This window comes from Lentibacillus sp. Marseille-P4043, from assembly GCF_900258515.1.
Taxonomy (GTDB): domain Bacteria; phylum Bacillota; class Bacilli; order Bacillales; family Amphibacillaceae; genus Lentibacillus_C.
Genome location: NZ_LT984884.1, coordinates 152606 through 168834, shown reverse-complemented (window position 1 = coordinate 168834; position 16229 = coordinate 152606). Strand labels below are relative to the sequence as shown.

Below are 16229 nucleotides of genomic sequence, written 5' to 3'. Positions count from 1 at the left end.
ATGAATGGATAAACAACAAGCACAGGAAAAAATAGATGCCATAAAAGAACTGTTACATCAATACGGCCACGAATATTATGTATTGGATAAACCGAGTGTGCCTGACTCGGAATATGATCAAAAGTTACGTGAGCTGCAGGAACTAGAAGACGCTTATCCTGAACTTGTTACGGCTGATTCACCGACCCAGCGTGTTGGCGCCGAACCACTGGAAGCCTTTCAGAAAGTACAACACAATATTCCAATGTTAAGCTTGGGAAATGCATTCAATGCGGATGAGTTACGTGATTTTGCGAGACGAGCAACAGAAGGTACAGATAAACCTGTTTCATATGTTTGCGAATTGAAAATTGACGGGCTAGCCATTTCGCTATTGTACGAAGATGGTAAATTTGTCCGTGGAGCAACACGCGGGGATGGAACAACTGGTGAAGATATTACGAGTAATCTAAGGACAATTCGAAGTATCCCTTTAACAATTAAAGATAAAGATACAATCGAGGTCCGCGGGGAAGCGTTTATGCCACATAAATCCTTCCTTGCTTTAAATCAAAAGCGTGATGAAAATGGAGACGAGCCATTTGCTAATCCACGGAATGCGGCGGCAGGGTCATTACGACAGCTTGATCCCAAAATTGCTGCAAAACGCAATTTGGATACATTTTTATATGGTGTTGGCGAATGGGAGACGGGAACGATTCAATCCCATAGTGAACGGCTTTCATACTTAAAAGAGTTAGGGTTCAAAACAAATCCAGAATGGCGTAAATGCCAAACAATTGAAGAAGTAATTGACTATGTCGAGTACTGGACAACGGAACGTCCTAATTTGAATTACGAAATTGATGGGATTGTCGTCAAGGTGGATGATTTGGATCAGCAGGAAGAGTTAGGATATACAGCAAAAAGCCCGCGCTGGGCCATTGCGTATAAGTTTCCTGCTGAAGAAGTAATCACAACGCTAACTGATATTGAATTAAGTGTTGGGCGAACAGGAGTCGTTACACCAACAGCGATACTTGATGCTGTTAAAGTTGCCGGTACTACAGTAAAACGTGCATCCTTGCATAATGAGGATTTAATTCGTGCCAAGGATATTCGCATTGGCGACACGGTTGTGATTAAGAAAGCTGGAGATATTATTCCGGAAGTTGTTCGGGTTGTTGAGGAAAAACGTACAGACAAAGAAGAAGAATTTCATATGCCAACAACATGTCCAGCATGCGGAAGTGACCTGGTCCGATTGGAAGAAGAAGTGGCATTGCGTTGTATCAACCCTAATTGCCCTGCTCAGCTAAAAGAAGGGCTTATCCATTTTGTATCACGCAATGCGATGAATATTGATGGACTGGGCGAAAAAGTTATCATTCAACTTTTCCAAGAAAAATTAATCCAAACAATTGCCGACATTTATCGATTGAATCGGGAAGACTTACTGAAGTTGGAACGGATGGGCGAAAAGTCAGTTGATAATTTATTACAAGCAATTGAGGTATCTAAGGGGAACTCGATTGAGCGGTTATTATTTGGTCTTGGAATTCGCTTTGTCGGTGCAAAGGCTGCGAAAACGTTGGCACAACAATTTGAAACAATCGATAACTTACAACAGGCATCCTATGATGAACTGATTGCAGTTGATGAGATTGGAGAAAAAATGGCGGATTCGATTGCCCATTATTTTTCTGAACAAGAAGTAACGGATCTGCTGCAAGAATTAAGAGAACTTGGTGTAAACATGGAATATACCGGTGTAAAACGGTCAAGTCAATCGGAGGAGACCATTTTTTCTGAAAAAACCGTTGTGTTGACAGGGAAGATGGAACATTATACAAGGCAAGAAGCAAAAGAAAAAATAGAGAATATGGGCGGTTCTGTAACTGGAAGTGTCAGTAAAAAGACAGATATCGTCATTGCTGGTGAAGATGCTGGATCTAAATTTGAAAAGGCACAGAAACTTGGTGTGACGATATGGGATGAACAACAGCTAAGAGAAGCCTTAAATGATTAGGAGTGGGAGTCGTGAAGAAATTATGTGCAATTCTCCTATGCACGCTCCTTTTACTTGCGAGCTGTGCACCAAAAATGAACGAAGATGAAGTGGTCCAGAAGAAGGATGATACTACCAACAAGGAGCCGTCGATTGTACCGAGTTATCAACTTTCTGAAGAGACGTATAAGATGGTCCTACCATATAAAGTTAGTAAGGCTAGAGGGGTTATTGTCAAACAGATGGGAAATCGCTTAGACATTGATGAAATGGAAGAAGGATTACGACGCCATTCAAAGGCAGTTTACGACCCCAAAAAGTATTATTTTCAAGAAGGACAATACTTGGACGAGGATACGGTATTTAGTTGGCTAGAAAGGTTATATACTAAGGATCAGTTGGCGGAAGAAGTTAAAGATAAAGTAAACGATCTTAAAGCTAGAGGCAGAAACATTGATAAAAAAGAAATAGAAAAAGAATTGCAGCAAGGTTTGAATCCTAAACTGGCAGATGAAGATGAATACGATGAAAAAGCAAATCGGGCGAATCCAACTTATTTATCTCATATTTTAGAACAAAATTATCTCAAGAAGAATAAAGATAATAATGCAGAATTAGTAGGAATCTCAATCGGCCTTGCTTTAAAATCAGTCTACCGTTTCCAAAAAGAGGAGTATGGACCATATTTTCATGAAGAAATCTCTAAAGAAGAGATGCTTAAACAAGGGAAAAAGATGGCGCAAACTATTTTAAAACGGATACGGAAAATGGATAAATTAAAAAATGTCCCCGTTATGATTGCACTGTACCGGGAAGAAGATCAAGGTTCTCCTGTACCAGGCAATTATGTAGCCAAAACGTCTATAAATGGTGATGAATCAACGATTGACGAATGGGAAACCATCAAAGAGGATAATGTTTTGTTTCCGAATGAGGATTCAGAAGAAAAGTACTTTGATGATAACAAGCTAGTTGCAGATTTTGGTAAAGAAATTCAGAAGTTTTTTCCTAACTATGTAGGTGTCATTGGTGAGGGATTTTATATAAATGAGGAGCTAAAAAACTTAACCCTTGAGATCCCGATTGAATTTTATGGAAAAGGAGAAGTAATTGGCTTCACCCAGTATACGTACGGATTGATCAAAGAAATGTTTCCCGATTATTATGACATAGAAGTCAAAATTATGACCAACAATAAGGTCGAAAGTATCATTTATCGCAATGCTGGGGAAAGTGATCCAACTGTACGGGTTTTTAATTAATTCGTTTAAAATTATTGAACTGTTTTTTCAATTCGGTTAGAATATGGATGGATACACTCCATCCATCTTTTTATGAAAACGCAATCATTGGAGTAATATTGGATATTTATGGGGAGGTTTTTTTATGGCAGTAGTACCGTACAAGCATGAACCTTTTACAGATTTCACCGTAGAAGAGAACAAGAAATTAATGCAGGAAGCGATTAAACAAGTCGAAGCTGATCTTGGTGGGGAATATCCGCTTATCATTGGTGGTGAACGTATTACAACAGAGGACAAAATCACCTCTGTAAATCCAGCGAATAAACAAGAAGTTATTGGATATGTATCAAAGGCAAATAAAGAATTAGCTGAAAAAGCAATGAAAGTTGCCGACGAAACATTTGAAACATGGAGAAAATCGACACCAGAATTTCGTGCAGATATTTTGTTCCGTGCCGCAGCAATTGTTCGTCGTCGTAAATTGGAGTTCACTGCGCACTTAGTTAAAGAAGGCGGGAAACCATGGAAAGAAGCCGATGCGGACGTTGCAGAAGGTATTGACTTCTTGGAATACTATGGTCGCCAAATGCTGAAAATTAAAGATGGCGCTGAAGTAAATAGTCGTCCAATCGAGCATAATCAATTTAATTATATTCCATTAGGTGTTGGTGTTGTTATTTCACCATGGAACTTCCTGTTTGCAATTATGACAGGTACAACGGTTGCAGCAATGGTTACTGGTAATACAGTATTGTTGAAACCAGCAAGTACAACACCTGTTATCGCATATAAATTGATGGAAGTGTTAGAAGAAGCAGGCATGCCAGCAGGAGTTATCAACTATATCCCAGGACCTGGAAGTGAGGTCGGCGATTATCTAGTTGATCACCCACGCACACGCTTTGTAAGTTTCACTGGCTCGCGTGATGTTGGTACACGTATTTTCGAACGTGCTGCAGTAGTACACGATGGACAAAAATGGTTGAAACGCACGATCATTGAAATGGGCGGAAAAGATACCATTGTAGTTGACAAAGAAGCAGACTTAGAACTAGCAGCAGAATCAATTGTTCAATCTGCATTCGGTTTCTCCGGTCAAAAATGTTCGGCATGTTCACGTGCGGTTATTCATGAAGATGTTTACGATCAAGTGAAAGACCGTGTTGCAGCATTAACAAAAGAATTAACAATCGGAGATACTTCTGATCCATCAAATATCTTTATGGGTCCTGTAATTGATCAAGGCGCATATGATAAAATTATGAGCTACGTTGAAATCGGTAAGAAAGAAGGAGAACTTCTAGTAGGCGGAACTGGTGATGAAAGTAAAGGTTGGTTCGTTAATCCGACTGTATTTGCTGATCTTGATCCAGAAGCACGCATCATGCAGGAAGAAATCTTTGGACCTGTTGTTGGACTAACAAAAGCAAAAGACTTCGATCATGCGATTGAAATTGCTAACAACACAGATTATGGTCTAACAGGTGCAGTTATTACGAATAATCGCTCACATATAGAACAGGCACGTCAGGACTTCCACGTTGGTAACCTTTACTTTAACCGTGGCTGTACAGCAGCAATTGTCGGCTACCAACCATTTGGTGGCTTCAACATGTCTGGAACAGATTCCAAAGCAGGTGGACCAGATTACCTAATTCAACACATGCAAGGAAAAACAACTTCTGAAATGTTATAAGTAATTAGACACAATCTAGCAAAAAAGGCCTTTTTCTAGTAGATTTATGTAGAAAAAGGTCTTTTTTTACATAACTTTCCTAATCTGAGGAAAGTAAGCAAGTTTTTAGGTGGATAATCCACTATTTTACCCCTCAACTTTCCCAATATGAATTTTTGGAATTTATGTTATTATAGAAATATAGAAATTTTAGCTAACTCATTTTTCAAATTCAGCTAGGGAGGTGGGTAAATAGATGGAAATAGGGCCTTATATTAAATTACATCGCGTTAAACAGGAAATGACCCAAGCGGACCTGGCTGAAGGAATTGTATCGTTTGCCTATTTATCAAAGATTGAGAATGGCAAAACTGAGGCAAGCCCAGAAGTAATCAGCCTATTATGCACCCGCCTTGGCATCCAGCTGGACAATGAAAAGGACATTACCATTAAGAATAAATGCCAAGAGTGGTACAGTCAGTTATTTGAGGTCAATGACAAAGAGGAAATTGTAAGGGGATACAAAGAGCTTGAGGAACTGATGGAAACAACCCATTCGGAAAGTATGGTATTGTACGAGATACATAAAATTAGATACTTCCTGGTATTGGGTAAATATGAAGACGCATTAGAGCAAATTAATAATCTTGCTGAAATTTCTAGCACCTTTGATAGTCTACATCAATTTTATTGGTATAAGTTTAAGGGGAATTACTATTCACTTACAGGTGAGTTTAATCAAGCGATTCGGATGTATGGGCTTGCTGAGGATAAGTTAAATCAGCTCGAACTCGCTGAAGAGGAAGTAGCAGATCTGCAATATACTGTTTCAGTAACACACAGTAAACTGCGTAATACCTTAGAATCGATTGAATATGCGAATAAAGCATTGGATGTTTTTCAAAGACAATATCACTTTTTAAGGTGTGCACAATGCCACATAATGTTAGGTATTTCCTACCGCCGAATCAAAATGTATGACAAGGCCATTAAGAACCATAATTTGGCTAAACATTTAGGGAAATTGAATCATAGTAAGCAGATTATGCAACTTGTAAACCAAAATCTAGGCTATCTTCATTCTGCAAAGGGTGATACCGAGGAAGCAATTCACTTTTATGAGCAAGTAGCAGATGACAATGATGTTAGTTTAATAGAACGAATTGCTGCTACAACATCATTGATTAAAGAGTACTATAATATTGATAACCTTGATCAAACGAGAAACATGATAGAAAAGAGTTTACAGTTATTAGGTTCAAGTTATAAAAATGATGAGTATAAACTTTTTTATTATATAATTCACACCTATGATTACGCTCTAAAGCAAGAAAATGATAAGTTTGAAGCCTTAGTGACTAATGAATTTATCCCATATTTAAAGAAGAATAAAGACTTTGCCAATTTAGTGACTTATTCTACTATGATTGCAAGCTACTATGAGGAGAATTACCGCTATAAAGACGCGGTGAAATATTACAAGTTAGCTAATATCACTTATGATGAATTAGTAAATATTTAAAAGGGGGTGTAATATAGTGAAAAAATTAATCGCTACATTCGCATTAGGGATTCTATTAGTTACTGGATTTTTAGTATCTTCTTCTGATTCACAACATGATTCAACAATGGAAAGAGAACCTAGCATTCTTTCAATCAGCAATACTGGCTCTTTCTTTTAATCTTTACTTTAGGAATTAGTCAGTCAACTTTTTTTACCCTATTACTATATGATTTGCCTGAAATAGTGTGGAAAGCTGTTTCAGGCCTTTTTTTTGTTTACTTTTAAATAAGTAGGAATAAAGTTTCATAAAAAATAAATAAATGTTGTAAAAAGTAACATGATGTGCAATTGTCTGATATATGCTATTATTAAAGTACTATTATGTTTATTTTGAAGGATAAGAAAGTACAAAAATTTGGCTCTGGTTTATTCGTGGGCATGATGAGCCACGGCCAGCTCCAGCGCCCAGCGACTAGCGAGACTTCCCTCACCTTCGTACGATAAGTCAACATCGGTTCGCATCCGCTCACCGTGTTTCCTTTATCTCCTACGGCTCAGTCCAGTCCGTACGTCGCTAAACGGGCACTTGCGCTTTTGTTTTAAAGGATTATTCAGAAAGGGGTGATAACGAATGCAGGAAGCCGAATATGCAATTGCCGGCATCACATGGTTTTGGATATTTGTTCCGATGCCAATTTTAATTTTACTGTCGATTATAACTTTATTCACCGAGAGGAAGTGATTCGTTCATGGAAATGGAAACGCTTATTACGTTTATTGTTTATTTAATTGGAATGCTTGTTATTGGTATTATCATGTATCGTATGACGAATGATTTATCTGATTATGTGTTAGGGGGACGTAAGCTTGGCCCGGGTGTTGCTGCATTAAGTGCTGGCGCTTCGGATATGAGTGGATGGCTATTGCTCGGTCTGCCTGGGGCAATTTATGCTTCAGGTTTGTCGGAAGCATGGATGGCAATTGGTCTGGCAACTGGGGCATATTTGAACTGGCAATTTGTAGCAAAACGGTTACGGGTTTATACAGAGGTATCAAATGATTCGATTACTGTTCCGGACTTTTTAGAAAATCGTTTTCGAGATAAGTCGCATGTCCTTCGCGTGATTTCTGCATTGGTTATTCTGTTATTTTTTACCTTTTACACGTCTTCCGGCATGGTAGCTGGTGCAAAGCTGTTTGAAGCATCATTTGGATTATCCTATCATTCTGCACTATGGATAGGGACGATTGTTGTTGTATCGTACACACTTTTAGGCGGATTCTTGGCTGTTGCTTGGACAGACTTTTTCCAAGGTATTCTTATGTTCTTGGCGCTGATTGTTGTACCAATCGTTGCACTTAACCAAATGGGTGGATGGAATGCGGCAGTTCAAGCAGTTGGTGAAATTGACCCAACCCACCTTAATATGGTGGAAGGTGTTGGACTGTTAGCAATTATTTCATCTGTTGCCTGGGGATTAGGCTATTTTGGGCAACCACACATTATTGTTCGTTTTATGGCACTTCGATCACCTAAAGATGTAAAGAAAGCTCGCTTTATTGGTACAACTTGGATGATTTTAGGTCTATATGGAGCAATCTTTACTGGATTTGTTGGTCTGGCATTTATTAGTACACAGGATGTATCGGTATTAAGCAAATTCGGAATTGATGTTGTAACGGAAAATGGTTTGCAGATGCTTGCCGATCCGGAAAAAATTTTTATAGCTTTTTCGCAAATTTTATTTAATCCAATTGTAGCTGGAGTTCTCCTTGCTGCTATTTTATCAGCGATTATGAGTACCATTGACTCACAATTATTGGTATCATCATCAGCAGTAGCGGAAGATTTTTATAAGGCAATTTTTCGCAGAGAAGCAACTGATAAAGAACTGGTATGGGTTGGCCGTATTGCAACATTGGTGATTGCGGTAATTGCTGCGTTACTCGCCTTAAATCCGGAAAGTTCTGTATTGGAATTAGTAAGTTATGCTTGGGCTGGATTTGGTGCTGCGTTTGGGCCGATTATTTTACTATCGTTATTTTGGAAAAAGACAACGCGTAATGGTGCATTGGCAGGAATCATTGTCGGTGCTGTAACCGTTATCATCTGGGGTGGATTTTTATCAGGCGGAATCTTTGACTTATATGAGATTCTTCCAGGATTCTTATTTAACTTAATCGTTACGGTTGTCGTTAGTTTGTTGGAAAAACCATCAGCTGAAATTGAAGCTGAATTTGATCAGACCGTTGCAAAAATGAAGGAATAACACAGTCCTAATAAAAACACTTCACACATCAAAAGGCTAATCACTTGTCTGTTTGGCAAGAATTAGTTATGTGTGAAGTGTTTTTTTGTATGACAGCAAGCCACATCACTACATCACACAGATCGTGCTAGTACAGGTGGTGTGACAAATATTTCGATCGGTCGAAAAATCACAAACCTAGGATGTCGCGTTTTTAGCTTGTAAGGGCACTTACACTTTTGTAATTCAGTTGCCTATATACGCCAAATTCTGCTATTATCAATAGTATTGTGATAGTTTTAATGGAGGTGTAATAATGGCGGATATTTCAACGGAACAAGTAAAGCATGTTGCTAATTTGGCAAGGCTTGCAATGACGGATGAAGAAGCAGAGCTGTTTACGAAGCAATTGGGTTCGATTCTTGAATATGCAGAACAATTAAATGAACTGGATACAACGGGTGTAGAGCCGACAACACACGTTTTAGATTTAAAAAATGTCTTGCGTAAAGATGAACCTAAAGAATGGATAACACAAGAAGATGCACTGAAAAACGCACCTGACAAAAAAGGTGATTACTTCCGTGTGCCTTCGATTTTGGAGTAGGGAGGGAAATACATGTCATTGTTTGATTACAGTATCAAAGAATTAGAACAAAAGCTACATAATAAAGAAATTACAGTAAGTGATTTAGTTGATACATCGTACAAGCGAATACAGGAAGTGGATGATCAGGTAAAAGCATTTTTAACGCTAGACGAAGAAAATGCACGCAATCATGCGGAAACGTTAGATCAAGAAACAACTAATTTCGACAACCATCCTTTATTTGGTTTGCCAAGCGGTATCAAAGATAATATTGTGACCAAAGCATTGCGGACAACGTGTGGAAGTCAATTCCTTAAAAACTTCGATGATCCATTATACAATGCAACAGTAATCGACAAGTTAAATGAAGCGAAGGCAATTACAATTGGTAAGCTAAATATGGATGAGTTCGCAATGGGTTCATCAAATGAAAATTCAAGCTTTACTCCAACGCGAAATCCTTGGAATACAGATTATGTTCCAGGTGGTTCAAGTGGTGGCTCAGCTGCTTCTGTTGCGGCTGGAGAGGTTCTATTTTCATTAGGATCTGACACTGGCGGATCGATCCGTCAACCTGCAGCGTTTTGTGGTGTTGTTGGCTTAAAACCAACATATGGTCGGGTATCGCGCTTTGGTCTCGTTGCATTTGCTTCATCACTCGATCAAATTGGACCAATTACAAGAAATGTGGAAGACAATGCGCGTGTCCTTGAAGTAATTTCTGGTCAAGATAAAATGGATTCAACAAGTGCCAACGTTGATGTACCAGCATTTACAGAATCTTTAACTGGAGATGTAAAAGGATTAAAAATTGCCGTTCCAAAAGAATACCTTGGCGAAGGCGTTTCCCCTGAAGTGAAGCAATCCGTAATGGATGCACTTCAAGTTTACGAATCACTTGGAGCTGAGTGGGAAGAGGTTTCCTTACCGCATTCCAGATACGCAGTTGCTGCTTATTATATAATTGCGTCATCAGAAGCATCTGCCAACTTAGCGCGATTTGACGGTGTGCGCTATGGTGTGCGTTCGGAAAATGCAAAAGATATGCTAGACATGTTTAAAATGTCTCGTAGCGAAGGTTTTGGTGAAGAAGTTAAACGCCGGATTATGCTTGGAACATATGCATTATCATCAGGTTATTATGATGCTTTTTACAAAAAGGCACAAAAAGTACGTACCTTAATTAAAAATGACTTTGACAAAATATTTGAGGATTATGATGTTGTTATTGGACCAACTACACCAACACCAGCATTTAAAATTGGGGAGAAAGTGGAAGATCCGTTAACAATGTATGCCAATGATATTTTAACAATCCCGGTTAACTTAGCAGGTGTGCCGGCCATTTCGGTGCCATGTGGACTTTCAGAAAATGGCTTGCCATATGGTCTGCAAATCATCGGAAAGAATTTTGACGAGGGTACTGTTTACCGGACGGCACATGCTTTTGAACAAGCAACAGATCACCACACGAAACGACCTCAATTAGGGGGTGCAAAATAATGAACTTTGAAACAATTATTGGACTTGAAGTACACGTGGAATTAAAAACAGATTCGAAAATTTTCAGTCCCAGCCCGAACGCTTTTGGTGCGGAACCAAACTCAAATGTGAACCCGATTGATTTAGGGTATCCAGGTGTATTGCCAGTTTTAAACGAAGAAGCAGTTAACTTTGCAATGAAAGCAGCAATGGCTCTAAATTGTGAAATCGCAACAGATACTAAATTTGACCGTAAGAACTATTTTTATCCGGACAATCCAAAGGCATATCAAATCTCCCAGTTTGATAAACCAATTGGTGAGCATGGCTGGATTGAAATTGAAGTAGGTGGGAAAAAGAAACGGATCGGGATTACTCGCCTGCATATAGAAGAAGACGCAGGTAAATTGACCCATGGTGATGATGGGTACTCGCTAGTCGACTTTAACCGACAAGGCACACCATTAATCGAGATCGTCTCTGAGCCGGATATGCGCTCACCAGAAGAAGCTTATGCATACCTGGAAAAATTAAAAAACATCATCCAGTATACGGGTGTTTCTGATTGTAAAATGGAAGAAGGTTCTCTGCGCTGTGATGCTAACCTATCCATCCGTCCGATTGGTCAAGATGAATTTGGCGTTAAAACAGAGCTGAAAAACTTGAACTCGTTTACTTATGTACAAAAAGGGCTTGAATTCGAGGAAAAACGTCAGGAAAAAGAATTGCTTTCAGGTGGAGAAATTTTACAAGAAACACGTCGTTATGATGAAAAGACGAAAGAAACCATCTTAATGCGTGTTAAAGAAGGTTCGGATGATTATCGTTATTTCCCTGAGCCTGATCTTGTCCCATTGTATATTGACAATGCCTGGAAAGAGCGAATTCGTAGTCAAATTCCGGAACTTCCAGATGCGCGCAAGAAACGTTTTATCGAAAAACTTGGCTTATCCGAGTATGATGCATCCAATTTAACAGGATCAAAGGAAATGGCCGACTTTTTTGAAGCGACTGTGGAACATGGCGCTGATGTAAAGCAAGCATCCAACTGGTTGATGGGTGAAATATCAGGGTATATGAACAAACATTTGAAAGAACTGCATGATCTTGCACTTACTCCAGAGTCACTAGGCAAAATGATTACGCTGATTGAGGATGGAACCATTTCATCTAAAATTGCTAAAAAAGTATTTGCCGAATTAGTTGATAAAGGCGGAGACCCAGAGAATATTGTTAAAGAAAAGGGTCTTGTACAAATTTCCGATGAAGGTCAATTAAAGGAAATCATTACTGGAATTCTTGATGTGAATGAACAATCGATTATTGATTACAAAAATGGTAAGGATCGTGCGCTTGGCTTTTTAGTTGGACAAGTGATGAAACAAACAAAAGGGCAAGCAAATCCGCCAATGGTTAATAAGATTCTTAAGGAAGAAATGGACAAAAGATAAATTGTGATAAGGCCATTCCAGAGGCAAATGCTTTTGGAATGGTTCATTTTTTACTAGTAAATAATGGTATGGGGATCTTCTGTTATATCTTCCTGGACATTCATTCCAAGCAACGAGATCCGACTAATTATGTCAACTAATTTCTAAATAGACTTTTCAAAAATGGGAAAAAGGTCTATGATAGTCTTTGGACAAAAAATAATTGAATGAAATGGACATATATAAATTTGTTGATGTGAATAGGAGGGGGATATAATGAAACGAGCAAGAATCATTTATAATCCTACATCTGGACGCGAGGCATTTAAAAAAGAATTAGCAAATGTACTAGAGCGGTTTGAAATCGCTGGGTATGAAACTTCTGCACATGCAACAACTTGTGAAGGGGATGCGACTGAAGCAGCAAAGATAGCTGTTGAGAGACGCTATGATGTGGTTGTTGCAGCAGGTGGAGACGGAACGATTAATGAAGTCGTTAATGGATTAGCAGAACAGGATTTTCGTCCTAAACTAGGTATCATACCTGTCGGGACAACAAATGATTTCGCACGTGCATTATCTATTCCCCGCAACATCATGAAAGCTGTCGACATTATTTTAGATGATCATTCGATGCCATTGGATATCGGTAAAGTTAATGAGCATTATTTTATCAATATCGCTGGTGGAGGAAAGCTTACTGAGTTAACGTATGAGGTACCAAGCAAGTTAAAAACCATGCTTGGACAGCTTGCGTACTATATGAAGGGTATTGAAATGCTTCCCTCATTGAAACCGACAAGTGTACGAATCGAATATGATGGTGAAGTATTGGAAGACGACATTATGCTGTTTTTAATCTCCAATACGAATTCAATTGGTGGCTTTGAAAAACTAGCCCCAACCGCCAAACTTGATGATGGTTATTTTGACGTGATTATTTTGAAAAAGACGAACTTGGCAGAGTTTATTCACATTGCAACATTGGCTTTAAGAGGTGTACACCTTGATCATAAAAATGTTATTTACACGAAAGCAAAGCATATTAAAGTGGAAACAGCCGAAAAAATGCAATTGAATATTGACGGTGAATTTGGCGGATTGCTGCCAGGCGAATTTGCCAATTTAAAACAACATGTGGAATTGTTCGTTCCAGATGAATTTGTAGAGAAGAATGATTGCTGATTACAGGCAGTCATTTTTTAATTCTTGTTAGCTGTAGTTTCCATGGTATAATGAAAATAATAAATATTTGGTTCTGGGGTGATTAAATACCGTTGCCAAAAGATGATCGTAAGTATACGTATGCTGACTATTTATCATGGCCTGAGGATGTAAGAGCGGAGATTATTGATGGGATTCCATATCTACAAGCTGCAGCTTCCAGAATTCATCAAAAGGTTCTATCAGAATTACATCGTCAAATTGCAAACTTTTTAGTTGGAAAAGAATGTGAGATTTATCCAGCGCCTTTTCATGTTGTATTAGACCTTGAAGACGAAAGCAGTAGGGAAGAAAATAAAGAAGACGTTTTTGAACCAGATATAACAGTTGTTTGTGATGAATCAAAACTAGATGATAGTGGTTGTAAAGGAAATCCGGATATGATCGTGGAAATTATTTCACCTTCTACTGCCAGAATAGATAAAATTAAGAAATTCAATAAATATGAGCAAGCAGGTGTTAAAGAATATTGGATAGTCGAGCCCCTGGAAAAGATTGTTAGTGTTTTTATTCTCCAGGAAAATCAGCATTATGGACGACCGGATCTGTACACGGATGAAGATCAAGTACAGGTATCCATTTTTGATGAGTTGGCTATTGATTTGCGACTGGTTTTTGAAAAATAAATCTGAAATAATGGCTACATGACTTTTAGATGTTATGTGGCTTTTTTGATGGGTGAAAGTTAGTAACACAATTAGACGATCAAGATACCAGTTATGTTTTTATGAAATGTACAAACCGGATATGATAAGATAGTAATCAGAATAAACGAACGCAAAGGAAGATAACAATGCCCAAACAGACGGCACCAGTGAAAAAGAATGAAATCATAACACTTAAATTTGAGGATTTGACGCATGAAGGAAATGGCGTTGGCAAAATCAATGGCTATCCATTGTTTGTCCCGAATGCATTACCTGATGAAGAAGCAAAGGTGAAAGTAGTAAAAGTAAATAAAAATTTCGGTTTTGGCAAAGTGCTGGAATTGATAAGTGAAAGTCCGGAACGAGTGGATCCCTTATGCCACGTTGATTGTAACGGATGCGGTCTTCAGCATATGAGTTATCAGCTGCAACTAGAAATGAAACAAAATCAAGTGAAAAACGCGATGAAAAAAGTCGCCCATTTGGAAGAGGTACCAATCCATCCGATTATTGGGATGGACGATCCATTGCATTACCGGAATAAGGTTCAAATTCCTGTTGGAGAAAAAGACGGAGAACTGATAACCGGATTTTACCAAAAGCGCAGCCATCGTATTATGGAGAATACCGAAACGTGTGTCACCCATAATGAAGTGATTAACGAGGTTGTTAAGGCGGTTAGAAGTATTGCGAATCGGCTTGGCATCAAGGCCTATCAAGAGGAAAAGCATACGGGCGTATTAAGACATATTATGGTGCGGACAGGCCATGCCACGGATGAAATCATGGTTGTTTTAGTGACAAGAACAGAAAAACTGCCGAATCAGGATGTTTTGATCGCTGAACTGACGGAAGCCTTTCCGAACATCAAATCAATTATGCAAAATGTAAATGAAAAGCGGACAAATGTTATTTTAGGTAAAAAAACTAAGCTGTTGTGGGGCGAGGAATATATTTATGACCGAATTGGTGATCTGACATTTGCTATTTCAGCGAAGTCATTTTATCAAGTGAATCCAGTGCAAACAAAGACACTGTATGATAAGGCACTAGAATACGCACAAATCGACAGCAATGATAATGTGATTGATGCTTATTGCGGGATTGGAACAATTTCATTATTCCTGGCACAGCAGGCAAAGAAAGTTTATGGAGTGGAAATTGTTCCAGAAGCGATCAGTGATGCGAAGAAGAATGCCAAATTAAATGGTATGACAAATGCGGAGTTTTTCGTTGGTGAAGCGGAAAAGATTATGCCATGGTGGAAAGCACAAGGGCTTGATCCTGATGTGATTGTAGTCGATCCGCCGCGTAAAGGCTGTGATGAGGAGCTATTAAAAGCAATGCTGGACATGCAGCCGAAGCGGATTGTGTATGTGTCGTGTAACCCAAGTACATTGGCAAGGGATTTACGGATATTGGAAGATGGAGGGTTTAAGACACAGGAAGTGCAACCGGTGGATATGTTTCCGATGACGGGGCATGTGGAGTGTGTGACGCAGTTGATTTTGAAAAAAGATTGAGGGAATAATTCCTCAATCTTTTTTGCCTTCCATTAAATGTTGTTTTATCCAATTAAATAACAATTCAATTTGCCAAAGCGGTAAAGGTTGCTTATTTCTTGTGCACTTACTTAGGCATCGTTACACGCGATCATTATTATGTTTTCTTTGCTATCCGATGTTTCTACCAAGTGTAAGGGATACTTCATCGCGCCGATCTTTACAATCGCATCCCGAGTGAGTGGATATTAGAAGAAGGATCAACTGGAGTCAAAATAGCCATGATCAAACACATGAAGGGCATTTTTGTCGATAATCAATGTATATAATATGTGACATCCACGGCCTTTGCGGGAGTAGTGATTGCTTCGTTCGGATACAAAATGCCATCACAAAAGGTATTCGATGGTCGGGTAAACGCAAATAACATCCTGCTTGGAGATTTTATCTGTGGTTAATCTCTCAATTGGTGGCTGTCGTAGGCATTGGAGCAATTTTCCTTATTGTCCCAACTTAAAAGGATAATAGTTGAACAACGTTAGATGCATTCGGACTTTGACTAGCTGCGATGATGATTATTTTCATCATTGGATTGGTTGTTATAGCAATGAGAACCTACTATCGAGTAACCATAAGTAAAATGATAATTCATGAAGTTTAAAATAAGTGATAAAACATAAAGTCTATTATGAGGAC

At 38.7% G+C, this 16229-nt stretch carries 12 protein-coding genes; all 12 read left to right on the top strand.

The features are described 5' to 3' along the window. The first annotated feature begins 4 nt into the window (after positions 1–4). The 12 genes from ligA to rlmD all read left to right on the top strand — a co-directional run bounded on the left by ligA (position 5) and on the right by rlmD (position 15554). Positions 5–2008 carry an NAD-dependent DNA ligase LigA gene (gene ligA, locus C8270_RS00815; protein WP_106494669.1) on the top strand — a complete coding sequence of 668 codons (2004 nt, stop codon included), beginning with the start codon at positions 5–7 and terminating at the stop codon, positions 2006–2008. A gap of 11 nt (positions 2009–2019) precedes the next feature. Then, positions 2020–3249 (top strand): CamS family sex pheromone protein, encoded by a 1230-nt coding sequence (locus tag C8270_RS00810; protein ID WP_234028444.1) that lies wholly within the window; start codon positions 2020–2022, stop codon positions 3247–3249. Positions 3250–3373: 124 nt separating this feature from the next. Continuing rightward, a complete protein-coding gene (gene pruA, locus C8270_RS00805; protein WP_106494668.1) occupies positions 3374–4927 on the top strand; it encodes an L-glutamate gamma-semialdehyde dehydrogenase in 1554 nt (517 codons plus the stop codon). A 235-nt stretch (positions 4928–5162) separates the two neighbouring features. Next, entirely contained in the window at positions 5163–6428 is a 1266-nt protein-coding gene (locus tag C8270_RS00800; protein ID WP_106494667.1) for a helix-turn-helix domain-containing protein, read from the top strand. A gap of 16 nt (positions 6429–6444) precedes the next feature. Next, the gene (locus tag C8270_RS19620) at positions 6445–6588 is read left to right on the top strand and encodes a hypothetical protein (protein ID WP_158701547.1); all 144 of its coding nucleotides are present in this window, start codon (positions 6445–6447) and stop codon (positions 6586–6588) included. A gap of 571 nt (positions 6589–7159) precedes the next feature. Further along, complete coding sequence (gene putP, locus C8270_RS00795) at positions 7160–8680, top strand: sodium/proline symporter PutP (protein WP_106494666.1); 1521 nt, start codon at positions 7160–7162, stop codon at positions 8678–8680. 295 nt (positions 8681–8975) lie between these two features. After that, on the top strand, positions 8976–9266 hold the full coding sequence (gatC, locus tag C8270_RS00790; protein ID WP_106494665.1) for an Asp-tRNA(Asn)/Glu-tRNA(Gln) amidotransferase subunit GatC: 291 nt from the start codon (positions 8976–8978) through the stop codon (positions 9264–9266). Between the two features lie 12 nt (positions 9267–9278). Further along, positions 9279–10751 carry an Asp-tRNA(Asn)/Glu-tRNA(Gln) amidotransferase subunit GatA gene (gene gatA, locus C8270_RS00785; protein ID WP_106494664.1) on the top strand — a complete coding sequence of 491 codons (1473 nt, stop codon included), beginning with the start codon at positions 9279–9281 and terminating at the stop codon, positions 10749–10751. Beyond that, positions 10751–12181, top strand: a complete 1431-nt coding sequence (gene gatB / locus C8270_RS00780; protein ID WP_106494663.1) for an Asp-tRNA(Asn)/Glu-tRNA(Gln) amidotransferase subunit GatB — start codon at positions 10751–10753, stop codon at positions 12179–12181. Before gatA ends, gatB begins: the two co-directional genes overlap by 1 nt. Positions 12182–12436: 255 nt before the next feature. After that, complete coding sequence (locus C8270_RS00775; protein ID WP_106494662.1) at positions 12437–13345, top strand: diacylglycerol kinase; 909 nt, start codon at positions 12437–12439, stop codon at positions 13343–13345. 92 nt (positions 13346–13437) lie between these two features. Then, the gene (locus C8270_RS00770) at positions 13438–14010 is read left to right on the top strand and encodes a Uma2 family endonuclease (protein ID WP_234028443.1); all 573 of its coding nucleotides are present in this window, start codon (positions 13438–13440) and stop codon (positions 14008–14010) included. A gap of 167 nt (positions 14011–14177) precedes the next feature. Continuing rightward, positions 14178–15554, top strand: coding sequence for a 23S rRNA (uracil(1939)-C(5))-methyltransferase RlmD (gene rlmD / locus C8270_RS00765; RefSeq protein WP_106494660.1), 1377 nt, complete (start codon positions 14178–14180; stop codon positions 15552–15554). Positions 15555–16229 lie beyond the last annotated feature (675 nt).